Raw genomic sequence first — 24,607 nt, 5'->3', positions numbered from 1 at the left:
CTGTGCTTGCCGATGGCTTGTCACGCGCCTGCTGCGTTGCGTATTTTGTGCCCATCGCCGCGTGCGGCATTCAACGTCAAGGACAGAGACATGAGTATCGAAGGACCGCGTACGGTCGCCGAGCACCTGCGCGGTGTCGATGAAATCGAGTGCGTCACACCTGACCTCAACGGCGTGCCGCGCGGCAAGGTGATGACCGCCGAGGGCTTTCAGGAAGGGCGGCGGCTGCAGCTGGCCAGCGGCGTATTGCTGCAATGCATCATGGGCGGCTATCCGCCCAGCCGCTACTACGGCGCCGATGACGGCGACGTCGCGCTGGTGCCCGACCTGACTCGGCTGCACCGCCTGCCGTGGAGCGAGCCGCCCCGCGCCTGGGTGGTCTGCGATGCCGAGGAGCTGACCGGTGGCTTCTCCCCGCTGTCGACCCGCGGCCTGCTCAAGACAGTCCTGGCTCGCTATGGCCGTCTAGGGTTGGCGCCAGTGGTGGCCACCGAGCTTGAGTTTTTCGTGTTCGCCGCCAATCCCGACCCGTTGCTGCCGTTCCAGGCGCCGATCGGCCTGGATGGTCGACGGGAGGACGGCAGCAGCGCGTTCAGCGTCGGCTCCAACAACGGTCTGCGACCGTTCTTCACCGAGGTCTATCGCAGCATGGCGGCGATGGGCCTGCCACGCGACACGGTGATGCACGAAATGGGCGTCAGCCAGTTCGAAATCAACCTGCTCCATGGTGATCCGCTGCTGTTGGCCGACCAGACCTTTCTGTTTAAGCACCTGCTCAAGGAAGTCGGGCTCAAGCATGGGCTCAGTGTGGTGTGCATGGCCAAGCCGCTGGCGCGGGTGGCCGGAAGCTCCATGCACATACACCAGAGTGTGGTAGCGGTGGACAGCGGCCTGAACGTGTTCAGCGACGCTTGCGACCAGCCCACCGATGCCTTCCGCCACTTCATCGGTGGGCAACAGGCGGCCATGGCCGATTTCACCGCGCTGCTGGCGCCCAACGTGAATTCCTACCAGCGCCTCTGCCAGCCGTATGCGTCGCCCAACAATGCCTGCTGGTCCTACGACAATCGCGCCGCCGGGCTGCGCATCCCCGCCAGCGTGGCCAGTGCGCGGCGGGTCGAGAACCGCCTGCCAGGTGCGGACGCCAATCCCTACCTGGCGATCGCCGCCAGCCTTGCCGCCGGTCTGCACGGCATCGAACAGCGACTGGAGCCGTCCCCGCCCATGCAGGGCGACCTCGCGGTGCCCGATGAATTGTCCTTGCCATGTACCTTGCATGCCGCTCTGGAGCGTCTGAAACGAAGCCTGTTGGCCAGGGAACTGTTCGGCGATGTGTTCATCGAAGGCTACATCGCGACCAAGACCCTGGAGCTGGCGAGTTTCTTCGATGAAATCACCCCTTGGGAGCGCCGGGTACTGGCGGCCCAGGCTTGATCCTGCAACAGCTTGATGCAGGTGACGCTCCTTTCCCGCAGCGGTCCGCCGAAGTGGCGGGGGGGCCGTCGCCCGTGACCTGATCGTTCCGACACCCTTTACCGCGGACCTGCAATGCGCCAAATCTGGAAAAACTTTCGAGCCCTGTATTTCGCTTCACTGATGATGCTGATCGGCTCTGGTCTATTGAGTACCTACCTGGCCCTGCGCCTGTCGGCCGAGCAGGTGGACAGCCTGTGGGTCGGTGCCCTGATGGCAGCCAACTATTTCGGTCTGGCTCTGGGCGGCAAGATCGGCCACAGACTGATCGCCCGCGTGGGGCACATACGCGCCTACGCCACCTGCGCCGGTATCGTCGGCGCGGCCGTGCTGGGCCATGGCCTGGTGAATTACCTGCCAGCCTGGCTGTTCCTGCGGGTCATCGTTGGCCTGGGCATGATGTGCCAGTACATGGTGATCGAAAGCTGGCTCAACGAGCAGGCTGACACCAAGCAGCGTGGGGCGGTGTTCAGCGGTTACATGATCGCGTCCTACCTTGGCCTGGTACTGGGTCAGCTGATCCTGGTCGTGCATCCGCAACTGGGCCTGGAACTGCTCATGCTGGTTGCCCTGTGCTTCGCCCTGTGCCTGGTACCGGTTGCGCTCACGCGACGGATTCACCCGGCGCCGATGCACCCGGCGCCCATGGAACCGCGCTTCTTCCTCAGTCGGGTACCGCAGTCGCTGAGCACCGTGCTCGGATCCGGTCTGATCGTCGGCTCGTTCTATGGTCTGGCACCGCTGTATGCCTCACAGCAGGGGTTGAGCACCGAGCAGGTGGGCTTGTTCATGGGTTCGTGCATCTTTGCCGGCCTGCTGGTTCAATGGCCACTGGGCTGGCTGTCGGACCGCTACGACCGTGCTCTGCTGATCCGATGCGTGGCCGTGGGTATCGCCATTGCTGCACTGCCTTTGGCGCTGATTCCGACCGTGCCGCTGGAAGTGCTGTTTGCCGCCGGCTTCCTGGTATCGTTGCTGCAGTTCTCGTTGTATCCATTGGCCGTGGCGTTTTCCAACGACCACGTGGAAGCCGATCGGCGCGTGTCGCTGACCGCGATGCTGTTGGTGACCTACGGGGTGGGTGCCAGTGTCGGCCCGCTGGTGGCCGGCGTGCTGATGAAGCAGTTCGGCAGCCAGATGCTGTATGCCTTCTTCTGCTTCTTCGCCGTGGTGCTGGTCTGGCGCATCCGGCCGAAGGCGGTGACCAACCTGCATGTGGTGGACGATGCGCCGCTGCATCACGTCGCCATGCCCGCGGCCAACTCGCCGCTGGCCGCGGCCCTGGACCCCCGTGTCGACGAGCACTTGGTGCAAGAGCAGATGCAGAACACCGAGCCTGCCGACGAGGAGCCGGCCAAACCCGTGTAGGGAGCGGCAGGGCCGCGCGTGATGCGCGGCCTGGGTTCAGAAGTCGTCTCTGTCGAAGCGCTGCGCTTCACGTTGCAATTGATGCACGAAACGTTCGATCTGGCGTTGTACCAAGCCAGGAATGTTGTGGAAGCGCACACCCACGAAGGTGGTGTCGATGCGTTCCTCGAAATGCAGGTGGCGCAGCTCGACCGACGTGGTCATGGCGCCGAAGGGCAGGGCGGCCATGAAACGCTCGTAGATCTGCCCCAGTTGCAGACGCTCGCTGATGTCGCCTTCGAAGCGCAGTTTGCAACCGTGGGCCGAGATGTCCAGCAGCTTGCCGACCAGGGTGTTCTTCAGTCGGCTGCCGGCAATTTCCACATCCACCAGCTGCGAAAGCTTGAGCGCTGCACGAAAGGCGTTGCGTCGCTGGTGATAGACCACCTGGCCCGGCAGCGCGCCGACATAGCAGCGTCCGCATTCCTTCTGGGTGATGGTCCAGTTGCCATGGCTTTCCCACGCCACCCGCACACCTTCATGAAACCCTTCGACCTTGAAGGGCTCGCCCGCTTCCAGGTACTTTTCGCCTTCGCGCGGGATCATTTCATCGAGCACGATGCGCAGGTTGTCTCGGTCCACTTCCACCAGAAAGCTCTGGCAGCGCAGGGGGCGGTCCTGGAAGGTGATGATCAGGGGGTCATGGCTTTCCTGAAGCAGGCGCAGGTTGGCGGCGACTTCCAGAGGCGTAGCCAGTACCTTTGGCGGTTGCGGAGCGTCTTCCAGGTTCGATGCGTTTGACACGTTCTTGTCCACTCCGGATCGCGCCGACTGCGCAGGTGCGGCATTCTGCCAGCTCGTTGAAAAGGTTTAAAGATGACGCGCGCGCGCATTGCGTTGTGCCAACACGCACCGCATCGCCCGCCGACGCGGCTCGCGCCGCTGCTACAGGGACCGCGTGTACCGCCGACGCAACGTGCGCCGTTGCCACGGGAACCGCGTGTACTGCTGGCGCGACGTGCGCCGTCGTTGCGGAGGCGTGCGGTGTGCATCGCGTGGGTGTACGCGATCCCTGTAGCAGCGGCGCGAGCCGCGTCCGGGGGCGACGCGCTTGTTACGCCTGGCTGAGCGCCCGGTAGGTGGCCATCTTCGCGGTCGACCCACGGCTGTTGTAGAGCGACGGTGGCTCTGCGCCAGTGAGAATACGGATCTGGTTGGCGGTCGCCACCTGCTGGCGCGCGATACCCTGGCCAACCTCGGCATTGATCGCCTGACACTGCGCCAGCAACTGACTCAACGCATCACCCCTGGCCAGCAACGCATCGCCCAGGTGCGACTGACGCGCGAGCGCCTGCAGCCCCTCGCGATCGGCCGACAGGCCCATCTGCATCAGCAAATGGCTGCGCCGCCGCCCGTTCTGTTCCAGCAACACGATCAACGACTGCTTCTGCGCCAGAATCGTTTCCAGAAGCTCCATGTCGCGGCTTTGCAAAGCCAGCGACTCATCACGCAGCAGCTCGAGCAGCTGCCCTGCGTAAGGGAGGTCTTCTTCAATCAGCTGCAACAGCGTTTGATCGTGCATGGTGAGCCCTGGCGTTGACGCGTCCAGAAGCCCCGGCGCCTAGACTGAACTAGCGCTGGGCTTCGAAATTGAGCATTTTGCTGGCAACGCGCTCGCTGTCGACCTTGTAGCTACCCTCGGCGATGGCCTGCTTGAGCTCGGCGACGCGGGCGCTGTCGACAGTTGGCTGATCGCTCAGCTTGTCGGTGATTTTCTGCATTTGCTGGGCCTGATCGCTCAAGGTGACCGGTTCCCCGCTCTTCACGGCTGGCGTGCTTGGCACGGGCGTGTCGGCGGCCACTTCCTTGGCAGCGCCGGTACGTGGCGTACCTTGCACTGACGGCGAGTTTCCTACTCGGTTGAAGTCGATAACCATTGTTCTGAACCTCTGGGTATTTGGACGCTTGCCTTGTTTTCGGCCAAATCCCGATTAACTTTAGGCGCAATTTCGCAAATGCCCGATGCTGCGGCGACGGGCTTGTATAGCCCCCTAGTGTAGGAAAACTCCGCTTCGCCGACCAGCGTTTACATTGCCACTTCCACCTGGCCAGGGCCGGTCACCCGTGCCTTGACCACCCGTTTGGAGTTCAGGTTGCGTACGCGGATCTGCTCGCTCATGCCACCCTGGGCCAGCGCCTCACCCGGCATGCGCACCGCCAGGGTGCCGCTGCGGGCGATGATCACCACCTGGTCACCCTTGAGCACGAGTGCCTGCTGTTCAAGGAACACCGGCGTGAGCACCTGATCGACAACCGTCGGTCGGATCAGCTTCATGCCCACCGCTTCGTCCAGCGAAACCAGAAAGCCTTGCCCCATCGCCCCAATGTCCCGCTCGCGCAACGCCACATCGCCCTCGGTCAGCACGCTGTCGCGTTTGAGCGGCCGGGTGGTGGTGACCACCTCGCGGAACAGCCGGACCTGGGCCGGAACGAATACCGTCCAAGGCGCGCCGCCTTCGCAACGCACACGCACGGTCACCCGGCCCAAGGGTTGCGCCGGACTTTCCAGGGTCGCCGACAGCTGCCGATCACAGTCCGGCATGCGCAGGCGCGGGTCAAGATTGTTCACCTCGATCTCGTAGCGACCCTGGATCTGCGAGGTCGCCAGATAATCTTCGACAGTGAACTCAAGAAAACCCTGGGTGACACCGATAAGCTGTTCGGGCAATGTGACATTGTCGGCGCGCGCCGTACTGCCGAGCACCGCGCCACCCACCGTGGCAACGGCCCAGAATAAATACGCAGCGATGTGTCGAGAAACCGTCGTTTTTGCGTTCATGCAGTGCTAATAGCAAGGCCCGTGCCGATATCGTCAGGGTCGCAAGAGGAGTTTGGGCATGGCCGGTGTTATGGATTCGGTGAACCAGCGCACGCAGCTGGTTGGACAGAATCGCCTCGAGTTGTTGTTGTTTCGCCTCAATGGCAAGCAGCTCTACGGGATCAATGTCTTCAAGGTCAGGGAGGTGCTGCAATGCCCCAAACTGACGGTATTGCCTAAGTCCAACCCGGTGGTTCGCGGCGTGGCCAACATCCGCGGGGCGACCATTCCGATCCTGGATCTGGACATGGCCACAGGCTCCGTGGGGCTTGAGGCATCCACCGACACCTTCGTCATCATCACCGAGTACAACACCAAGATTCAGGGCTTTCTGGTGCACTCGGTGGAACGCATCGTCAACATGAACTGGGAGGAGATTCATCCGCCGCCCAAGGGCACCGGCCGCGATCACTACCTGACCGCTGTCACCCGCGTGGACAACCAGTTGGTCGAGATCATCGACGTCGAGAAGATCCTCGCCGAAGTGGCGCCGACTTCCGAAGCGATCTCGGTCGGCGTGGTCGACGAAGAGACCCACAGCAAGGCAGTGTCGCTGCGCGTGTTGACCGTCGACGACTCATCGGTGGCGCGCAAGCAGGTGACTCGTTGCCTGCAGACGGTCGGCGTGGAAGTGGTAGCGCTCAACGACGGTCGGCAGGCGCTGGAGTACCTGCGCAAGCTGGTCGACGACGGCAAGCGTCCGGAAGAGGAATTCCTGATGCTGATTTCCGATATCGAGATGCCGGAAATGGACGGCTACACCTTGACCGCCGAGATTCGCAGCGACCCGCGCATGCAGAAACTGCACGTGATCCTGCATACTTCCCTGTCAGGGGTGTTCAACCAGGCCATGGTGAAGAAAGTCGGCGCCGACGATTTCCTTGCCAAGTTCCGCCCCGACGATCTGGCGGCTCGTGTCGTCGATCGCATCAAGGCAGCAGTATGAATGCCGGGCGCCAGCGCCCGGCCTACCGAACCAGCAAGAGGCGGCACCGTGTCTACGGGTAATTTGGATTTTGATCAATTCCGGGTCTTCCTGGAAAAAGCCTGTGGCATTCTCTTGGGCGAGAACAAGCAGTACCTCGTCGCCAGCCGCCTGAACAAGCTGATGGAGCAGCAGGGCATCAAGTCTCTGGGCGAGCTGGTGCAACGCATCCAGAACCAGCCGCGCAGCGGTTTGCGCGAGCAGGTGGTGGACGCCATGACCACCAACGAAACCCTGTGGTTTCGCGACACCTACCCGTTCGAAGTGATGAAGAACAAGGTCCTGCCCGAAAGCATCAAGGCCAGCCCCGGCGCGCGCCTGCGCATCTGGTCGGCGGCCTGTTCCTCGGGCCAGGAACCCTATTCGCTGTCGATGACCATCGACGAATTCGAGCGCAGCAATCTGGGCCAGTTGAAGTCGGGCGTGCAGATCGTGGCCACTGACCTGTCCGGCAGCATGCTGACCAACTGCAAGAGCGGCGAGTACGACAGCCTGGCGATCGGTCGCGGCCTTTCCCAGGAGCGCCTGCAGCGCTACTTCGATCCCAAGGGGCCGGGGCGCTGGGCCGTCAAGGCGCCGATTCGCAGTCGCGTCGAGTTTCGCGCGTTCAACCTGCTCGACAGCTACGCCGCCCTGGGCAAGTTCGATATCGTCTTCTGTCGCAACGTGCTGATCTACTTTTCCGCGCAGGTGAAGAAAGACATCCTCACCCGCATCCACGGCACCCTCAAGCCAGGTGGATACCTGTTTCTGGGCGCATCCGAAGCCTTGAACGGTCTGCCCGAGCTCTACCAGATGGTGCAGTGCAGCCCCGGCATCATCTATCAGGCCAAGTGACCCCGTGCCTCGTCTGACGAGGTGCGCCACTGCAGCGCCATGCGGCAATTTTTCTGACGCCGGCGTTGCCGCTTTTCCCCTCCAGCGGAAATTTCTTGCCGCTTTTCTGGCATCCCCCCTCGGCTGACCGGCCCGCAACCCGCACAGGGCGGGCATTTCGAGACTTGGCACAGTGATTGCTATCTATCCTGCACGAACCATCTGGTCTGCCGCATAGGTACCAACATGAGCATCAGTTTCGACAAAGCGCTGGGCATTCACGAGCAGGCATTGGGGTTTCGCGCCAAGCGCGCCGAAGTGCTGGCCAACAACATCGCCAACGCCGATACCCCCAACTACAAGGCTCGTGACCTGGACTTCGCCTCGGTGCTGGCTGCCCAGAGCGAGCAGAACGGCAAAGGTGCCTTCGGCCTGCAGACCACCAACGGCAAGCACATCGCCGCCCAAGGGTTCAGCTCCGGTGACGAGGAGCTGCAGTACCGCATTTCCACCCAGCCGTCGCTGGACCAGAACACCGTCGATGCGCAGATCGAGCAATCGAACTACGCCGAGAACTCGGTGAACTTCCAGGCCAGTTTCACCCTGCTCAACAGCAAGTTCAAAGGGCTGGTATCGGCCCTTCGCGGAGAGTAAGCCATGTCCCTCGCCAGTGTCTTCAACATCGCCGGTAGCGGCATGAGTGCCCAGACCACGCGCCTGAACACCGTGGCCAGCAACATTGCCAACGCCGAAACCGTGTCGTCGAGCATCGACCAGACCTACCGTGCGCGGCACCCGGTGTTCGCCACCATGCTCCAGGGCCAGCAAAACGGCGACAGCGGTTCGCTGTTCCAGGACCAGGACTCGGCGGGGCAGGGCGTGCAGGTCACCGGCGTGGTCGAGGACCAGAGCAACCTCGAGGCGCGCTACGAGCCCAACCATCCGGCGGCGAACAAGGACGGCTACGTCTACTACCCGAACGTCAACGTGGTCGAGGAAATGGCCGACATGATCTCGGCCAGCCGTTCCTTCCAGACCAACGCTGAACTGATGAACACCGCAAAGACCATGATGCAGAAGGTCCTGACCCTGGGTCAGTGATAGAGGCGAGCGCAGATGACGACTACCAGCAGTACTACCGGCGTGAGCTCCTCGGTCCTGGACTCATTGCAGAAAACCACCAGCAGCACCAACAGCTCGACCGGCACCGCCGGCAGTGCCCTGGGCAAGGACGCGTTCCTGCAGTTGCTGGTGACCCAGATGCAGAACCAGAACCCGCTCGATCCCCAGGACAACGGCGAGTTCGTCGCCCAGCTCGCGCAGTTCAGCAGCCTGGAAAGCATGCAGAGCCTGAATTCGTCGGTGAGTACCATCGCCAACAACTACCAATCGTCCCAGGCGTTGCAGGCCTCGTCCCTGGTCGGCCGCTCGGTCATCGCCCAGACCGACACCGCCGTGGTCGACCCCACCAAGGGCCTCACCGGCTCCGTGGCGCTGACCTCGTCGAGCAGCAACACCACGGTCGGCGTCTACGACAGCAAAGGCGACCTGGTGCGCAGCATCGATCTGGGCAGCCAGTCGGCCGGCAACGCCAGCTTCACCTGGGATGGCAAGGACAGCAACGGCGCGGTCGCCGCCGCCGGCACCTACACCTTCAAGGCCGCAGCCACCGTCGACGGTACCGCCACGGCCATGAGCACTTACCTGCCCGCCACGGTGAACAGCGTCACGATGGGCACCAATGGCGGTGAACTGACCCTCAACCTCGCTGGACTGGGTAGCGTCGCGCTGTCGAAAGTCCAAACCATCGGAATTTGAGCCGCTTCGTTCGGCGCAGGAGTACAGCATGACTTTCAACATCGGCTTGAGCGGTCTTTCGGCAGCCAACAAGGCGCTCAACGTGACCGGCAACAACATCGCCAACGTCGCTACCACCGGCTTCAAATCCTCGCGCGCGGAGTTCGCCGACCAGTACGCCGCGTCGATCCGCGCCACGGCCGGCAAGACCAGCGTCGGCAGCGGTGTGACCACAGCGGCCGTATCGCAGCAGTTCACCCAGGGCAACATCACCTCGACCGGGCAGAGCCTGGACCTGGCCATCAACGGCAACGGCTTTTTCGTGCTCAACGACGGCGGCCAGAAGCTCTACACCCGTGCCGGTGCCTTCTACAGCGACAAGGACGGCAACGTCGTCGACGTGTCGGGCAACAACCTGCAGGGCTACAACGCACAGGACGGCGTGGTGCAGACCGGCGTGCTGACCAACCTGAAAATCGATTCGTCCAACCTGCAGCCCAAGGCCACTTCCAAGATCGCCGAAACCGTCAACCTGAATTCCAGCGCTGCGCAGCCGACCATCACCCCGTTCGATCCGAGCAACGTCAGCAGCTACAACTACACCTTCAACACCGACGTTTACGACAGTCTGGGTAATGCGCACCAGATGAACCAGTACTTCGTGAAGGACGACGTGGCCAACAGCTGGACCATGCACACCACCATCGATGGTCGCAATCCAGCCGATGCCACGTCCACTACACCGCTGGTGAACAAGCTGACCTTCAAATCCGATGGCAGCCTCATCGTTCCCGATCAGGGTCCGGTAGCCGGCGGCCTGGGCATCAACGCCGACAAGAGCTTCAACCTGGCCGGCTGGGTGCCTGCCAGCAAAGGCGCCGACGGTACCTGGACGCCCAACGGCGCAACGGCCAATGCCGGCGGCGTCGCTCTGGACATGCTGGCGACCACGCAATACAACTCGGCCTCCGCCACCTCGGCCAAGACTCAGAACGGTTATGCGACCGGCGAGCTCACCGGCCTGTCGGTGGACGGCACCGGCAACCTGTTCGCCAACTTCACCAATGGCCAGAACAAGGTCATCGGTCAGGTCGCCATGGCCAGCTTCGCCAACATGCAGGGTTTGGCGCCCAACGGCGGCACGAACTGGAAGGAGTCGTTCGCGTCCGGTACCGCCGTGATCGGCACCCCGGACACTGGCGTCATGGGCAACCTGCAATCGCAATCGCTGGAAGACTCCAACGTCGACCTGACCGCTGAACTGGTGAATCTGATCAAGGCGCAGAGCAACTACCAGGCAAACGCCAAGACCATTTCCACCGAAAGCACCGTGATGCAGACCATCATTCAGATGACCTGATGAGGGCAGGGCAGTGATACGGTGTCTGTGTGCGGCCTTGGTCATCGCGGCAACCTGCGCGATGGCGGTCGCTGCGCCAGCGCCCTGGTACAAATACCAGAGCCTGGAGACCGGTCGGTACCTGTGCAGTCAGGTCGACCCCGGGCCGCATTACCGGCGCTTTGCCGGGCCTTTCGGCAACGCCGGTTGCCGTCGTTGACAGCACACCTGCCACGCTTCGCCGTGGCAGGGTGACGTAAATCCTTTCTTCCCTTGCCGCTAGCGGCAATCCCGCGCCGACTTTTCGGCGTCAAGCTTACAGTTGGTCTCTCCCGAATCGCTGCAGGCCCCGGCCCAGAGGGGCTGAAGGCATCTGTCGAAAGTTGGCCCGCATATTGCTCTACCTCTCTCAGTACAGCAGTAGACGGCATTCGCCCGTCGAGGGAGACACCTGTGGACAAGATGCTCTACGTGGCAATGACCGGTGCCAGCCAGAACGCGCTGGCGCAGAAGGCTCATGCCAACAACCTGGCCAACATTTCGACCACCGGCTTCAAGCGTGACCTGGAACAGGCGCGTTCCATGCCGGTGTTCGGCGACACCTTTCCTTCGCGGGCCTACGCGCTTACCGAACGCCCGGCGACCGATTTCAGCGGCGGTGCCTTGCAGGAAACCGGCCGAGACCTGGACGTGGCAGTGGGCGGTAACGGTTTCATCGCCGTGCAGACACCCGATGGCGGCGAAGCCTATGTGCGTACCGCCAGCATGAACGTCGATGCGCTCGGTGTGCTGCGTGCCGGCAACGGTTTGCCGGTCATGGGCAACGGCGGTCCGATCGCCGTTCCGCCGGACGAGAAAATCGAGATCGGCATGGACGGCACCATCAGCATTCGCGGTCTGGGCCAGGCGCCGAACGTCATGGCCCAGGTCGACCGCATCAAGCTGGTCAATCCCGATGTGAAAACCCTGACCAAGGGGCTGGACGGCCTGATCCACACCACCAGCGGCCAGCCGGCGCCTGCCGATGCCGCCGTGCGGGTCGAGTCCGGTTTCCTGGAGGCGAGCAACGTCAACGCGGTCGAGGAGATGACCTCGGTGCTGGCGCTCTCCAAGCAGTTCGAGCTGCACATCAAGATGATGAGCACCGCCAAAGAAGGCGACGAGGCCATGGCCCGGGTCTTGCAAATCTAATTCCAGCGTAGCGATCGCGCCGTAAACCAGGCGCTCCAGGAGATGACACATGCTTCCAGCACTTTGGGTCAGCAAGACCGGCCTTCAGGCCCAGGACACCAACCTGACCACGATTTCCAACAACCTGGCGAACGTATCGACCACCGGCTTCAAGCGTGATCGCGCCGAATTCCAGGACCTGCTCTATCAGATCAAGCGTCAGCCCGGCGCCCAGTCGACCCAGGACAGCGAATTGCCGTCGGGTCTGCAGGTCGGTACCGGTGTGCGCATCGTCGGCACCCAGAAGAACTTCACCGCCGGCAGCCTGCAGACCACCGAGCAGCCGCTGGACATGGCCATCAACGGTCGCGGTTTCTTTCAGGTGATGCAGCCTGACGGTACCGTTTCGTACACCCGCGACGGCACGTTCCACCTGAACTCCGACGGCCAGATCGTCACCGCTCAGGGCCTGGCCCTGGAACCGGCCATCGTCGTCCCCAACGACGCACAGACCTTCACCGTGGGCACCGACGGCACCGTCTCCATCACCACCGCCGGCAACCCTGCTTCGCAGGTGATCGGCAACCTGCAGACCGCCGACTTCATCAACCCGGCAGGCCTGCAGGCCATCGGTGGCAACCTGTTCTTGGAAACCGCCTCCAGCGGCGCGCCGCAGGTAGCGACCCCCGGTCTGAACGGTGCGGGCACCGTGCTGCAGAACACCCTGGAGAACTCCAACGTGAGCACCGTTGAAGAACTGGTCAACATGATCACCACCCAGCGTGCCTACGAGATGAACTCCAAGGTGATCTCCACCGCCGACCAGATGCTGCAGAACCTGACCCAGAACCTGTAACCCTGGGCTATCCGTAACCCCCAAGCTACCTGGGCGCCGTGTGCGCCGGCTACACCGTGAGGTCTGTGTCATGCGTCGTGTCTCGATTGTTCTTGCCCTGAGTGGAATGGCCCTGCTGACCGGTTGCGTCGCGCCACCGGCCAAGCCCAACGACCCGTACTACGCCCCGGTGCTGCCGCGCACGCCGATGCCCGCCGCCGCCAACAACGGCTCGATCTACCAGGCCGGCTTCGAGCAGAACCTGTACAGCGACCGCAAGGCGTTCCGCGTCGGCGACATCATCACCATCACCCTCAACGAGCGGACCAGCGCCAGCAAGAGTGCCAACTCCAAGGTCGGCAAGGACAGCAGCAACAGCCTGGGTTTGACCTCGCTGTTCGGCGCCGGTGTGAACACCAACAACCCGTTGGGCAGTGGTGATCTGAGCCTTAACGCGGGCTACAGCGGCACGCGCGCCACCAACGGCACCGCTGCGGCGGCGCAGAACAACAGCCTGACCGGCTCGGTCACGGTGACGGTGGCCGACGTGCTGCCCAACGGCATCATCTCGGTCCGCGGAGAAAAGTGGATGACGCTCAACACCGGCGAAGAGCTGGTGCGCATTGCAGGGCTGGTCCGGGCCGATGACATCGCCACCGACAACACCGTGTCCTCGACCCGCGTGGCCGATGCGCGCATCACCTATTCGGGCACCGGTTCCTTCGCCGAAGCCAGTCAGCCGGGTTGGTTCGACCGGTTCTTCGCCAGCCCCCTGTTTCCTTTCTGAGTGCGTCCGTCCATGCTCAACTTCAAGCACCTGATCGCCGCTGCACTGCTGATGTCCGCCGCGTTCGGCGTTCAGGCCGAGCGTCTCAAGGACATCGCCAGCATTTCCGGCGTGCGGACCAACCAGCTGATCGGCTACGGCCTGGTCGTGGGCCTCAACGGCACTGGCGACCAGACCACCCAGACCCCGTTCACCCTGCAGACTTTCAACAACATGCTGTCGCAGTTCGGCATCAAGGTGCCGCCAGGCTCGGGCAACGTGCAGCTCAAGAACGTCGCTGCGGTATCGATCCACGCTGATCTGCCCGCATTCGCCAAGCCGGGGCAGGTGATCGATATCACCGTGTCGTCCATTGGCAACTCCAAGAGCCTGCGCGGCGGCAGCCTGCTGATGACTCCCCTCAAGGGTATCGACGGCAACGTCTACGCCATTGCTCAAGGCAACCTGGTCGTCGGTGGTTTTGACGCCGAAGGCCGCGACGGGTCGAAAATCACCGTCAACGTGCCGTCGGCAGGGCGGATTCCTGGCGGTGCCAGCGTCGAGCGCTCCGTGCCCAGTGGCTTCAACCAGGGCAACAGCCTGACGCTGAACCTCAACCGGCCTGACTTCACCACGGCCAAGCACATCGTCGACAAGGTCAACGAGCTACTTGGCCCGGGAGTTGCACAAGCTGTCGATGGGGGCTCGGTACGCGTCACTGCACCGGTCGACCCCAGCCAGCGTGTGGACTACCTGTCGATTCTCGAGAACCTCGACGTCGACGTGGGCCAGGCGGTGGCCAAGGTGATCATCAATTCGCGCACCGGCACCATCGTGATTGGCCAGAACGTCAAGGTATCGCCTGCGGCAGTGACCCACGGCAGCCTGACGGTGACCATCACCGAAGATCCGATCGTCAGCCAGCCCGGGCCTCTGTCCGGCGGCCAGACGGCGGTGGTGCCACGTTCGCGGGTCAGCGCCCAGCAGGAAGCCAAACCGATGTTCAAGTTTGGCCCTGGCACCACGCTCGACGAGATCGTCCGCGCGGTCAACCAGGTAGGCGCGGCGCCCGGTGACTTGATGGCCATTCTCGAAGCCCTGAAACAGGCCGGCGCCTTGCAGGCCGACCTGATCGTGATTTGAGGTAGCAGCTGATGGAAATGCCGAATGGCGGAGTATCGGGAACACGGGATTCGGGGGCTTACACAGACCTCAATCGCCTGAGCTCGTTGAAAGTCGGGGATCGCGACAGCGAGGCCAACCTGCGCAAGGTGGCCCAGGAATTCGAGTCGCTGTTCCTCGGCGAAATGCTCAAGTCCATGCGTTCGGCAAATGACGTGTTGGCCAAGGACAACCCGCTGAACACCGAAACCACCAAGCAATACCAGTCCATGTACGACCAGCAGCTGTCCGTGACCCTGTCCAAGGAAGGCGGCGGCATTGGCCTGCAGGACGTGCTCATGCGCCAGTTGTCCAAGACCAAGGGCGTGGCCCGTGCCGGGGCGAATCCGTTCGCCCATGCCGACAACAGCCTGACCAAGCCGCTGGGCGCCACTCGCGATGCCTCGGCCGATGCCAAGGCTGCCGGCACCACGGCGCACAACGACATGGCCTTGCTGAACCAGCGGCGCCTGTCGCTGCCGAGCAAGCTGGCCGACCGTCTCGTGGCCGGCATCGTGCCTTCCACGGCGACCGATGCGAGCGCAGCCACCGGCAGCAAGAACCTCATCAACGTCCCGGCCAGCGCACCGGCCAACAGCATTGCCAATGCCGTGCGCAGCGGTGCCGCGGTCGAGGGCAGCAGCCTGGCCAAAAGCGTCGCCCAGCCGCCCCTGGCGCCGGCCAAGCGCGCCTTCGGATCGTCCGACGAATTCATCGCGACCATGCTGCCCATGGCCGAAAAGGCTGCAGCGCGCATCGGTGTCGATCCCAAGGTGCTGGTCGCCCAGGCGGCGCTGGAAACCGGATGGGGCAAATCGATCATGCGTGCCGACGATGGTAGCAACAGCCACAACCTGTTCGGCATCAAGGCGACCGGCAACTGGAAGGGCGAGAACGCCCGTGCGATCACCAGCGAGTTCCGCGACGGCCAGATGGTCAAGGAAACCGCCGATTTCCGCTCCTATGATTCATACGAAGACAGCTTCCACGACCTGGTCAGCCTGTTGCAGAACAACGACCGCTACCAGGGCGTGGTCAAGTCCGCGGACAACCCCGAACAATTCGTCAAGGAACTGCAGAAGGCCGGCTACGCCACCGACCCGAACTATGCCAGCAAGATCTCTTCGATCGCCAAGCAGATGCAAGGCTATGAGACCTACGCTCGCAGCAGCACCAGCGCTACCACGAATCTATAAGGTTTGAACCCATGTCGAATCTGATCTCCATTGGGCTGTCCGGTCTGGCGTCCAGCCAGGCATCCCTGGCGACCACCGGTAACAACATCGCCAACGTCGCGACTGCCGGCTATTCCCGGCAGTCGGTGGTGAATACTGCCAGTGGCTTGCAGAACATCGGCGTGGGCTACTTGGGTACCGGCACTACCATTTCCGACGTGCGCCGCATCTACAGCAGCTACATGGACACCCAGTTGCAGACCAGTACTGCACTGAGTGCCGACGCGACCGCGTACAGCACCCAGATCAACAGCATCGACAAGTTGCTGTCCGATGGCAGCACCGGTATCAGCGCGGTGCTCAGCAGCTTCTTCTCCGCCGTGCAGACCGCATCGGCCAACCCCAGCGATACCTCGGCGCGGCAGCTGCTGCTGACCCAGGCGCAGACCCTGAGCAATCGCTTCAACTCGATTTCCTCGCAGTTCAGTCAGCAGAACGACAGCATCAATGCCTCGCTGACCACCCTGACCGGGCAGGTCAACAAGCTCAGCGGCAATATCGCCGAGCTCAACCGGCAGATCACCGAGATGTCGGGCAGCGGTTCCACGCCCAACAGCCTGATCGATGCGCGCAACGAGAACGTCCGCCAGCTCAACGAGCTGGTCGGCGTGACCGTGCAGCAGCGCGACGGCAACTACGATGTCTACCTGGGTTCGGGGCAGTCGCTGGTTACCGGCAGTTCGGCCAACTCGCTGGTGGCAACGCCTGGCGTAGCCGACAAGAGCCAGTACGGCTTGACCATTCAGTATCAGGGTTACAGCACCGACGTGACCTCGGTGACCACCGGCGGCGAGATCGGCGGCCTGTTGCGTTTTCGCAGCGATGCCCTGAACCCGGCGATCAACGAGCTGGGGCGCACGGCGATCGTCGTCGCCGACAGCCTGAACAGCCAGTTGGGCAAAGGCATCGACCTCAACGGTGACTTCGGTTCCTCGCTGTTTTCCAGCATCAACAGCGCGACCGCCGTTGCCAATCGCAGCCTGGCGTCGTCCAACAACAGCGCAGGTTCGGGCAACCTCAATGTCACCGTGGCCGATTCCAGCAAGCTGACCATCTACGATTACAACGTCAAGTTCAGCAGCGCCACTGCCTACAGCGTGACCCGTTCCGACGGCACTTCCATGGGCAATTTCGACCTGGGCACGAACCCTGCGCCGGTGATCGATGGCGTCACCCTGGGTCTGAACGGCAAGGTCGCGACTGGCGACAGCTTCGTCGTCACGCCGACCCGCAGTGGCGCGAGCGCCATCACCAATACACTGACCGACTCGAACAAGCTGGCCTTCGCCGCGCCACTCACCGGCACGGCGACCGTCGGCAACTCGGGCACCGGCACCTTCACCCAGCCGGTGCTCAGCAGCAAGCTGGACATCTACAGCGGCACGGCCCTGAGCCAGTTGCAGAGCGGCATCGAAACCTCGTCGCCGGTCAAGCTGGTGTTCGGCAAGACCACCGATGGCGCGCAGAGCTACAGCCTGTTCAATGCCTCGGGCACCAGCATCGGCAGCGGCACCATCGTGCCCGGCCAGAGCAACAACCTGAGCCTGACCGTGCCGGTGGTGGGTGCCGATGGCCAACCGGTCAACGGCGCCGACGGCAAGCAACTGACCTTCACCTTCGAAACCACCGTGGGTGGCTCGCCTGCAGTCAACGACAGCTACACCGTGTCGTTCAACGCCGACGGCAAATCCGACAACCGCAATGCTACCCAACTGCTGGCGTTGCAGACCAAGGCCACCGTGGGCGCCACGGCGGGCAACCCCGGCATGAGCTTCACCAGTGCCTACGCCTCACTGGTTGAACGGGTCGGCGCCAAGGCCAGCCAGGCCACCGTCGACACCAAAGCCACCGGCGCCGTGTTGACCCAGTCCAAGACCAATCGCGACTCGGTATCCGGCGTCAACCTGGACGACGAAGCGGCATCCCTGGTGAAGTTCCAGCAGTACTACACCGCGTCCTCGCAGATCATCAAGGCCGCTCAGGAAACCTTCAGCGTCCTGATCAACGCCCTCTAAGGAATAGTCGACCATGCGAATTTCCACTTCTCAGTACTTCGAGACCAGCGCGACCGGCTATTCCCAGAATTTCTCGGACACCGCCAAGACCCAAGCACAGATCAGCTCGGGTAACCGTATTCAGAGCGCCGGCGACGATCCGGTCGGCGCGGCCAAGTTGTTGCAGTTGCAGCAGCAGAGCAGCTTGCTGACCCAGTACAGCGGCAACATGACCAGCGTCACCAACTCGCTGACCCAGGAAGAGAGTGTGCTCGACAGCATCACCACAGCCTTGCAGCGGGCGCAGGAGTTGACCATCCAGGCCGGTAACGGTGGCCTGAGCGACGCCGACCGGACGTCGATCGCCAGTGAAATCGGCGAGATCGAAAAGAACGTCCTGGGCCTGCTCAATACCAAGGATTCCAACGGCCAGTACATGTTCTCCGGGTCCAAGACCGGCACGCCGCCCTATGTGCAGAACAGCGACGGCAGCTACACCTATCAGGGCGACCAGACCCAGCTCAGCCTGCAGGTGTCCGACACCCTGCAACTGGCCACCAACGACACCGGCTACAGCATTCTGGAAACGGCGGTGAACACCAGCCGCACGCAGACCACCATGACCGCGCCGGTGGATGCCAACGGCGCGGTGGTCGACGACGGTCTGGTCACGGTGTCCGACGGCCGCCTGGAATCGCTGACGACCTACAACAAGGCCTTCACCGATGGCCAGCCGTACAAGTTGACGTTCACCAGCAGCACCCAGTTCACCCTCACCAACAGCAGCGGCAAGGACGTGACGTCCCAGGTCAGCGGCAGTGGCACCTTCGACCCGAAGGCCGACGGCGGCACCACCGTCAGCCTGTACGGTGTGGAATTCGACATCGATGTGGCCACCAAGCAAAGCGAGCTGGGCACCGTCACCGATGCCGACATCGCCGGGCGCACGTTCAGCCTCGGTAGCAAGCCGGACAGCATCAGTTCGACGCGCAACGCGGCCAACACGTCCACGGCGCAGTTGGTCAGTGCGAACGTGACCGATACCCAGGGCTATGCGGCGGGCTTCCCGGCCGGGGGGGCGGTGATCAAGTTCACCAGCAGCAGCGAGTACGAGGTTTATGCCCAGCCCTTGACCGATTCCAGCCGAGCCATCGGCAAGGGTGCGGTGGTCGCCGGGGCCAATGGCAGCACGATCACGGCTGCAGGCGTGACTTTCAAGCTCTCCGGCGAGGCCAATACGGGTGACAGCTTCAGCGTCAACGCCAACAGCCACAAGACGCAGAACGTGCTGGACACCCTGCATCAGCTCAAGACAGCTCTGGAGATACCGGTGACGGACGCCAAGTCCGCGCTGGCGCTGAAGAATGCCACCGACTCGGCGCTGGGCAACCTGGCCAGCGCCAACGAGAACATCGACATCTCCCGCGGGCAGATTGGCGCACGGCTCAATTCGCTGGCCATTCAGAACGACGAGAACGTGAGCTTGGCTCTTGCCAACAAGGGGACACAGTCGGCGATAGCCGACACCGACTTCGCCACGGCCTCGGTCACCCTGAGCCTGCAACAGACCATGTTGCAGGCCTCCCAGCTGGCTTTCGCAAAGATCTCCCAGCTTAGTCTGTTCAACAAGCTGTAAGCGGCGGGGCGCAGGCCCCGTCTTCCCTCTACCACCCCGCGTCGCGCCATTTCCTACGGCCTATGGCACAATATCCCTGTGACCAATGAGTCGGATCGTGCATCTTCACCCTTATGTATTACCAGGTCGCTGCATCAGCGGCCTGCAGCTGCTTGTTTTTCGGCAGCGCTGGCGCCGTCCCGTAGAGGTCGGCGCCGCCTGAGACCCTTTTCGATGGCATCGCGCACATGCCCCGCGTGATGACCTCCAGCTACCTTTGTATTGGGAAGCCACAATGATTGGCATAAAAAGCATCGCGAGTTACGTGCCTGCCGAAGGCCTGGACAACTACGCCCAAGGTGCCAAATTCGCCAAGGATGAAGAATTCATCATCGGCAAGATCGGCTCGGCCTTCCTGCCGCGCAAGGCTGCCGACCAGGAAACCTCCGACCTGTGCGTGGAAGCGGCCAACGCGCTGTTCGCCAGCAATCCGCAGCTGTCGCGCGAGTCCATCGACGCGTTGATCGTCGTGACCCAGAACGGAGACGAGGAGGGCTTGCCGCACACCGCCGCCATCGTTCAGGACAAGCTCGGCCTGCCGACCCACGTCGCAGCGTTCGACATCAGTTTGGGTTGCTCGGGCTACGTGTATGGCATCTATGCACTCAAGGGCTTCATGGAAGCGGCCGGGCTGAAGAACGGCCTGCTGATCACCGCTGACCCGTACTCCAAGATCGTCGACCCCGAAGATCGCAACACCACCATGTTGTTTGGTGACGCGGCCACTGCCACCTGGATGGGCGAAGATGCGCCCTGGCAGTTGGGCAAGGCCAAGTTCGGCACCGACGGTTCCGGCGCGCCGCATCTGAAGGTGACCGATGGCGTGTTCTTCATGAACGGCCGTCAGGTGTTCAACTTCGCGCTGCTCAAGGTGCCGGCACATTTGCATGAACTGCTTGACGAATCGGGGCTGACCAGCGCCGATGTCGACGCGTACTGCATCCACCAGGGCAGTGCGGCGATCGTCGACGCCGTGGCGCGGCGCTTCGAGGAAGAGCCGGAGAAATTCATCAAGGACATGGTCGAAACCGGCAACACGGTATCGAGCAGCATTCCGCTGTTGCTGGAAAAGCACATCCTCGATTCCTCCTGGAAGCGAGTCGCCCTGAGCGGCTTCGGCGTCGGCCTGTCCTGGGGCTCCGCGCTCATCTACCGCCCCTGATACCGCGCCGCCTGCCGACGCGGCTCGCGCCGCTGCTACAAACCCTGGGCCGCCTGCCGACACGGTGTTCATCCGGGCCACCGCGTTGCACGCCGCCGTGTTGACCGTCCACGCGGACAACACGATCCCTGTAGCAGCGGCGCAAGCCGCGTCCGGCCGCACCGTGGTCGTCCATACACAATGCGCATCTACCAACGCGACCGGCGCCACCGCGACCGTCTATCCGTTGACGCCAGAAATCCCCGCTTTTCCCACGCATCTCCCTCAAGTTCCCCCTTCCCCGGACGAAATAGTTATCAAGAGAGATCAAGCCAACGCTTGCTTTTTCCGGCTACAGCGGCTCGAAGGTGAAAAAAACATTGCAATCACCCTCAAGCAAAGCGCTGAACCGACGATAACTACTACGAAGGTTCTCTAGGCCACACCCGGCGCTCGCCAGGGCCGGAAGCCACAGCTAACAACCCCGAGGAATTTGTCATGGCCTTATCCGTAAACACCAACACCGCTTCCTTGACCGTTCAGAAAAACCTGAACAAGGCTTCCGATTCGCTGAGCACCGCGATGACCCGTCTTTCCTCGGGCCTGAAAATCAACAGCGCCAAGGACGACGCCGCCGGCCTGCAGATCTCCAACCGTCTGACCAGCCAGATCAACGGCCTGTCGGTTGCAGTCAAGAACGCCAACGACGGTATCTCCATCGCCCAGACCGCTGAAGGCGCGATGCAGGAATCCACCAACATCCTGCAGCGTATGCGTGAACTGGCTCTGCAATCGGCCAACGGTTCCAACAGCACCGACGACCGTACTTCCCTGCAGTCCGAATACACTCAGCTGACTTCCGAGCTGACCCGTATCGCCAACACCACCACCTTCGGTGGTCGTAACCTGGTTGACGGCTCGTTCGGTTCCACCGCGTTCCAGATCGGTGCCAATGCCAACGAAACCATCAACGTGACCCTGGGTGACGTGTCCGCCAATGCCATCGGCTCGCAGCAGGTCAAGAGCGTCGGTGTTGCGCCGTCCACTACAGGTGTTGCAGGTGGTGCTATCACCGTGACTGGTGGCGGTGCTACCAAGGATGTAACTGTTGCTGCGGGTGCGTCGGCCAAGACAATTGCGAGCCAGCTGGACGGATCGGTGCCGGGTCTGACAGCTACCGCTAGCACCGATGCAACTTTCACTGTGGATGCTGCGGCCAAGACCGCACCAGCGACCTTCACCATCCAGGTTGGCGGCAGTGCAGCCGTCAGCATGGTAGGCGTGACAGATACAGCATCGCTTGCGGATCAGTTGAACTCGAACGCCGCCAAGCTCGGTATCAGTGTCAACTATGACAGCAAGGCCGGCACTCTTTCGGTCAAGTCCGATACCGGTGAAAACATTGTGTTCGGCGGATCCAACGCTGGTGCTGCGAACGTGAAGGTTGCGACCAAGGACGCTAGCGGGAATCTTGGTGGTGCTGTCGCAGTAGCTGATGGGTTGAAAGCAACTGGTGCTGTATCGCTCGACTCGGCCAAGGGTTATTCGGTAGCAGGCGCCGGTGTGACTGGACTGTTCTCGGCTGCAGGCACCAGCGTGGCCTCCGAGCTGACCTCGGTCAGCGAAACCGACATCACCACCGCGTTCAACGCTCAGAACGCCATCGCTGCACTGGACAAGGCGATCTCCAACATCGACTCCCAGCGCGCCGATCTGGGTGCGGTGCAAAACCGTTTCGACAGCACCGTGTCGAACCTGCAGAGCATCTCCGAGAACTCCTCGGCCGCTCGTAGCCGTATCCAGGACGCCGACTTCGCCTCGGAAACTGCCGAGCTGACCAAGCAGCAGACCCTGCAGCAGGCATCCACCGCGATCCTGTCCCAGGCCAACCAGCTGCCATCGTCGGTACTGAAGCTGCTTCAGTAATTCGGCCCTTGGCTGACTGACGGAAGGGTGCCCACGCACCCTTCCGTTTTTTGATTTCCGGGGTGATGAACATGGACATGAGCGTTACAGCGAGACCGCCTCTTGCCGTCACGTCAGCGCCAGCCGGCGCCGCCTCCCTGCCTGCCCGGCAGGTCACGCAAGACGAACCCGCGGCGCAAACCGTTGCACCCGAGCGGGCTGAATTGGAACAAGCGGTGAAGGATATCCAGGCGCACGTGAACACCTCACAGCGAAACCTGGAATTCTCCATCGACGACTCGACGCATGCCGTCGTGGTCAAGGTCATCGCTACGGACAGCGGTGAAGTCATTCGTCAGTTGCCGACGGAGGCCGCGCTCAAATTGGCGCAAAGCCTTGCGGACGGTCGCAGCGGTCTGTTCGACGCCAAGATCTGAACTGGCACGAAAAATGTAGCTGGGTGTGCTTGGGGCGGTATCCGTCAAAAACACGCCTGACTCGATTCTAGGAGATTGCGATGGCTACTGTTTCCTCCACTACCGGCACTACAGCCACTACTACGGCTGCCAGCACCGCAAGTACCAGCAGCACCACCAGCTCGACCAGCACCAGTGGCGCGATCAAATCCAGCGGCGTGGGCTCGGGCATCGACACCGAAGCCATCGTCAAGGCCTTGGTGAACGCCGAGAAAGCGCCCAAGCAAAAGCAGATCGATACCCAGACGCTGACCACTACCACGACGCTAACCGCCGTAGGTACCGTCAAAAGCGCGCTGGAGACTTATCGCACTGCCGTCGCGGCGATGAACAAGGCGTCGACCTTCAGCGGTTTGACCGCCGCTTCGTCCAACGAAAAGGTCGCGTCGGTGACAGCGGCCGATTCTGCTTCCAACGGCACCTACTCGTTGGAAGTAACGACGCTGGCCAGCGCCTCGAAGATTTCTTCCGGCGTGTATGCCGACAAGAGCACTGCGGTGGTCAATGCCACGTCGTCGGCTCAGGACCTTACGATCAGTCAGTCCGGCAAAGACAGCAAAGTCAGCATTCCGGCAGGCGCCACCCTGGCGCAGACGCGTGATCTGATCAACACCCAGATGGCCAGCCGCGGCATCAGTGCCAACATCCTCACCGACGCCAGCGGCTCGCGTCTGGTGCTCAGTTCGTCGACCACCGGCTCGGGCACCGAAATTTCGATGTCCGCCAATGCCGACAGCGGGCTCGACAAATTGACCGCTACTACTACCGTCACCGCTCCAACCAATGCCAAATACAAGATCGACGGCATCGAGATGGAGTCATCGACCAATACCGTGGCGGCCGCCATCAGTGGCGTGTCGATCAAACTGTTGGAGGCAGGGGCGGGAACGACGACCATCAGCGTCACCACCAATACCGACACCCTGAAAAAAGCCACCACCGGATTCGTGGACGCCTACAACGCGCTCATGACCCAGCTCAACACGCTGACCAAGGTCAGTACGGCAGCCGACGGCACGACCAGTGGAGGAGGACTGACCGGCGACTCCACCGTGCGCCACCTGATCCAGTCGATGCGCAACGAGCTGGTGACATCCTCGGGCTCCAGCAAGCTGACACTGTCTCAGTTCGGTATCAACACCGACCAGAAGACTGGCCTGCTGGTGATGGATGACACCAAGTGGAACACGGCCATGGCCGATACCGCCAACGTGGCAGCCATTCAGGACATGTTCACGGGCAAGGACGGCCTGCTTGCGCGCATGACCACGGCGACCGACTCCTATGCAGTGAAAGGCGGCATTCTCGCGTCACGTTCAGACTCGCTCTCCGGCACGCTGACCAAACTGACCGAGCAGCAGAAGGCTCTTGATCGCCGGATCAGTAACCTGACAGACACCTTGAATGCCAAGTACACCGCGATGGACACTCTCGTTGCGCAGCTGAACGCCACCAGCAAAAGCATCATGACCACGCTCAACGCGCTGAACAACACCGACAGCGATTGATTTTTCGTGCAAATCCAGGAGCCCGGTTCATACCGGGCTTTTGCATATCCACACTTGTCACGAATACCTCCATATCGCCGACGTTATCGGCCTGATCTCAGTATCA

The 24,607-nt window shown here is 62.3% G+C and carries 23 protein-coding genes; 19 read left to right on the top strand and 4 right to left on the bottom strand.

The annotated features are described in order from the left end of the window. Positions 1-192 precede the first annotated feature (192 nt). Both AC788_RS01245 and AC788_RS01240 read left to right on the top strand, forming a co-directional pair. Positions 193-1,434, top strand: coding sequence for a glutamine synthetase family protein (locus AC788_RS01245; RefSeq protein ID WP_177327936.1), 1,242 nt, complete (start codon positions 193-195; stop codon positions 1,432-1,434). Positions 1,435-1,548: 114 nt separating this feature from the next. Beyond that, positions 1,549-2,841 (top strand): MFS transporter, encoded by a 1,293-nt coding sequence (locus AC788_RS01240; RefSeq protein WP_082223528.1) that lies wholly within the window; start codon positions 1,549-1,551, stop codon positions 2,839-2,841. Between the two features lie 36 nt (positions 2,842-2,877). Here the strand turns inward: AC788_RS01240 and AC788_RS01235 are convergent, their stop codons facing one another. The 4 genes from AC788_RS01235 to flgA form a co-directional block, all read right to left on the bottom strand. Beyond that, positions 2,878-3,624: a flagellar brake protein gene (locus AC788_RS01235; protein ID WP_049858976.1), complete on the bottom strand. Its 747-nt coding sequence runs from the start codon at positions 3,622-3,624 to the stop codon at positions 2,878-2,880. Between the two features lie 310 nt (positions 3,625-3,934). Next, a complete protein-coding gene (locus AC788_RS01230; protein WP_049858820.1) occupies positions 3,935-4,402 on the bottom strand; it encodes a flagella synthesis protein FlgN in 468 nt (155 codons plus the stop codon). Between the two features lie 49 nt (positions 4,403-4,451). After that, entirely contained in the window at positions 4,452-4,757 is a 306-nt protein-coding gene (flgM, locus tag AC788_RS01225) for a flagellar biosynthesis anti-sigma factor FlgM (RefSeq protein ID WP_049858819.1), read from the bottom strand. Between the two features lie 149 nt (positions 4,758-4,906). Next, positions 4,907-5,659, bottom strand: a complete 753-nt coding sequence (flgA, locus tag AC788_RS01220; protein ID WP_049858818.1) for a flagellar basal body P-ring formation chaperone FlgA — start codon at positions 5,657-5,659, stop codon at positions 4,907-4,909. Between the two features lie 58 nt (positions 5,660-5,717). Between flgA and AC788_RS01215 the strand changes: the two genes are divergently transcribed. The 17 genes from AC788_RS01215 (at position 5,718) to fliD (ending at position 24,501) form a co-directional block, all read left to right on the top strand. After that, positions 5,718-6,644, top strand: coding sequence for a chemotaxis protein CheV (locus AC788_RS01215; RefSeq protein ID WP_049858817.1), 927 nt, complete (start codon positions 5,718-5,720; stop codon positions 6,642-6,644). Positions 6,645-6,692: 48 nt separating this feature from the next. Beyond that, entirely contained in the window at positions 6,693-7,520 is an 828-nt protein-coding gene (cheR, locus tag AC788_RS01210; RefSeq protein WP_049858975.1) for a protein-glutamate O-methyltransferase CheR, read from the top strand. A 225-nt stretch (positions 7,521-7,745) separates the two neighbouring features. Continuing rightward, positions 7,746-8,153: a flagellar basal body rod protein FlgB gene (gene flgB, locus AC788_RS01205; protein ID WP_049858816.1), complete on the top strand. Its 408-nt coding sequence runs from the start codon at positions 7,746-7,748 to the stop codon at positions 8,151-8,153. Between the two features lie 3 nt (positions 8,154-8,156). Next, positions 8,157-8,600 carry a flagellar basal body rod protein FlgC gene (gene flgC, locus AC788_RS01200; protein WP_049858815.1) on the top strand — a complete coding sequence of 148 codons (444 nt, stop codon included), beginning with the start codon at positions 8,157-8,159 and terminating at the stop codon, positions 8,598-8,600. Positions 8,601-8,615: 15 nt separating this feature from the next. After that, positions 8,616-9,317, top strand: coding sequence for a flagellar hook assembly protein FlgD (flgD, locus tag AC788_RS01195; RefSeq protein WP_049858814.1), 702 nt, complete (start codon positions 8,616-8,618; stop codon positions 9,315-9,317). Between the two features lie 28 nt (positions 9,318-9,345). Then, a complete protein-coding gene (gene flgE / locus AC788_RS01190) occupies positions 9,346-10,656 on the top strand; it encodes a flagellar hook protein FlgE (RefSeq protein ID WP_049858813.1) in 1,311 nt (436 codons plus the stop codon). A 432-nt stretch (positions 10,657-11,088) separates the two neighbouring features. Continuing rightward, positions 11,089-11,826: a flagellar basal body rod protein FlgF gene (locus AC788_RS01185; RefSeq protein ID WP_049858812.1), complete on the top strand. Its 738-nt coding sequence runs from the start codon at positions 11,089-11,091 to the stop codon at positions 11,824-11,826. Between the two features lie 49 nt (positions 11,827-11,875). Then, a complete protein-coding gene (flgG, locus tag AC788_RS01180) occupies positions 11,876-12,661 on the top strand; it encodes a flagellar basal-body rod protein FlgG (RefSeq protein WP_049858811.1) in 786 nt (261 codons plus the stop codon). Between the two features lie 70 nt (positions 12,662-12,731). Beyond that, a complete protein-coding gene (gene flgH / locus AC788_RS01175) occupies positions 12,732-13,427 on the top strand; it encodes a flagellar basal body L-ring protein FlgH (RefSeq protein WP_049858810.1) in 696 nt (231 codons plus the stop codon). Between the two features lie 12 nt (positions 13,428-13,439). Continuing rightward, positions 13,440-14,549, top strand: a complete 1,110-nt coding sequence (locus AC788_RS01170) for a flagellar basal body P-ring protein FlgI (RefSeq protein WP_049858809.1) — start codon at positions 13,440-13,442, stop codon at positions 14,547-14,549. Positions 14,550-14,560: 11 nt separating this feature from the next. Then, positions 14,561-15,763, top strand: a complete 1,203-nt coding sequence (gene flgJ / locus AC788_RS01165; protein ID WP_049858808.1) for a flagellar assembly peptidoglycan hydrolase FlgJ — start codon at positions 14,561-14,563, stop codon at positions 15,761-15,763. A gap of 11 nt (positions 15,764-15,774) precedes the next feature. Next, the gene (gene flgK / locus AC788_RS01160) at positions 15,775-17,817 is read left to right on the top strand and encodes a flagellar hook-associated protein FlgK (protein WP_049858807.1); all 2,043 of its coding nucleotides are present in this window, start codon (positions 15,775-15,777) and stop codon (positions 17,815-17,817) included. A 13-nt stretch (positions 17,818-17,830) separates the two neighbouring features. Next, complete coding sequence (locus AC788_RS01155) at positions 17,831-19,432, top strand: flagellar hook-associated protein 3 (protein ID WP_049858806.1); 1,602 nt, start codon at positions 17,831-17,833, stop codon at positions 19,430-19,432. 274 nt (positions 19,433-19,706) lie between these two features. Beyond that, complete coding sequence (locus tag AC788_RS01150) at positions 19,707-20,633, top strand: ketoacyl-ACP synthase III (protein WP_049858805.1); 927 nt, start codon at positions 19,707-19,709, stop codon at positions 20,631-20,633. A gap of 477 nt (positions 20,634-21,110) precedes the next feature. After that, the gene (locus AC788_RS01145; RefSeq protein ID WP_049858804.1) at positions 21,111-22,538 is read left to right on the top strand and encodes a flagellin; all 1,428 of its coding nucleotides are present in this window, start codon (positions 21,111-21,113) and stop codon (positions 22,536-22,538) included. Between the two features lie 71 nt (positions 22,539-22,609). Continuing rightward, positions 22,610-22,954, top strand: coding sequence for a flagellar protein FlaG (locus AC788_RS01140; protein WP_049858974.1), 345 nt, complete (start codon positions 22,610-22,612; stop codon positions 22,952-22,954). 80 nt (positions 22,955-23,034) lie between these two features. Next, complete coding sequence (gene fliD / locus AC788_RS01135; RefSeq protein WP_082223527.1) at positions 23,035-24,501, top strand: flagellar filament capping protein FliD; 1,467 nt, start codon at positions 23,035-23,037, stop codon at positions 24,499-24,501. Positions 24,502-24,607: the final 106 nt, after the last annotated feature.

The sequence above is a fragment of the Pseudomonas sp. RIT-PI-a genome, assembly GCF_001187875.1.
Taxonomy (GTDB): domain Bacteria; phylum Pseudomonadota; class Gammaproteobacteria; order Pseudomonadales; family Pseudomonadaceae; genus Aquipseudomonas; species Aquipseudomonas coleopterorum.
The sequence above is the reverse complement of the archived record's forward strand: the minus strand, read 5'-3'. Positions and strand labels throughout refer to the sequence as shown.

Coding starts and splice junctions, on each gene's coding strand:
- flgB (WP_049858816.1), top strand. CDS start 7,746: ATGAGCATCAGTTTCGACAAAGCGCTGGGCATTCACGAGCAGGCATTG.
- AC788_RS01245 (WP_177327936.1), top strand. CDS start 193: ATGACCGCCGAGGGCTTTCAGGAAGGGCGGCGGCTGCAGCTGGCCAGC.
- flgG (WP_049858811.1), top strand. CDS start 11,876: ATGCTTCCAGCACTTTGGGTCAGCAAGACCGGCCTTCAGGCCCAGGAC.
- flgD (WP_049858814.1), top strand. CDS start 8,616: ATGACGACTACCAGCAGTACTACCGGCGTGAGCTCCTCGGTCCTGGAC.
- AC788_RS01145 (WP_049858804.1), top strand. CDS start 21,111: ATGGCCTTATCCGTAAACACCAACACCGCTTCCTTGACCGTTCAGAAA.
- flgM (WP_049858819.1), bottom strand. CDS start 4,757: ATGGTTATCGACTTCAACCGAGTAGGAAACTCGCCGTCAGTGCAAGGT.
- flgJ (WP_049858808.1), top strand. CDS start 14,561: ATGGAAATGCCGAATGGCGGAGTATCGGGAACACGGGATTCGGGGGCT.
- flgE (WP_049858813.1), top strand. CDS start 9,346: ATGACTTTCAACATCGGCTTGAGCGGTCTTTCGGCAGCCAACAAGGCG.
- flgK (WP_049858807.1), top strand. CDS start 15,775: ATGTCGAATCTGATCTCCATTGGGCTGTCCGGTCTGGCGTCCAGCCAG.
- flgC (WP_049858815.1), top strand. CDS start 8,157: ATGTCCCTCGCCAGTGTCTTCAACATCGCCGGTAGCGGCATGAGTGCC.
- AC788_RS01170 (WP_049858809.1), top strand. CDS start 13,440: ATGCTCAACTTCAAGCACCTGATCGCCGCTGCACTGCTGATGTCCGCC.
- AC788_RS01230 (WP_049858820.1), bottom strand. CDS start 4,402: ATGCACGATCAAACGCTGTTGCAGCTGATTGAAGAAGACCTCCCTTAC.
- AC788_RS01155 (WP_049858806.1), top strand. CDS start 17,831: ATGCGAATTTCCACTTCTCAGTACTTCGAGACCAGCGCGACCGGCTAT.
- AC788_RS01150 (WP_049858805.1), top strand. CDS start 19,707: ATGATTGGCATAAAAAGCATCGCGAGTTACGTGCCTGCCGAAGGCCTG.
- AC788_RS01215 (WP_049858817.1), top strand. CDS start 5,718: ATGGCCGGTGTTATGGATTCGGTGAACCAGCGCACGCAGCTGGTTGGA.
- fliD (WP_082223527.1), top strand. CDS start 23,035: ATGGCTACTGTTTCCTCCACTACCGGCACTACAGCCACTACTACGGCT.
- flgA (WP_049858818.1), bottom strand. CDS start 5,659: ATGAACGCAAAAACGACGGTTTCTCGACACATCGCTGCGTATTTATTC.
- AC788_RS01240 (WP_082223528.1), top strand. CDS start 1,549: ATGCGCCAAATCTGGAAAAACTTTCGAGCCCTGTATTTCGCTTCACTG.
- flgH (WP_049858810.1), top strand. CDS start 12,732: ATGCGTCGTGTCTCGATTGTTCTTGCCCTGAGTGGAATGGCCCTGCTG.
- AC788_RS01140 (WP_049858974.1), top strand. CDS start 22,610: ATGGACATGAGCGTTACAGCGAGACCGCCTCTTGCCGTCACGTCAGCG.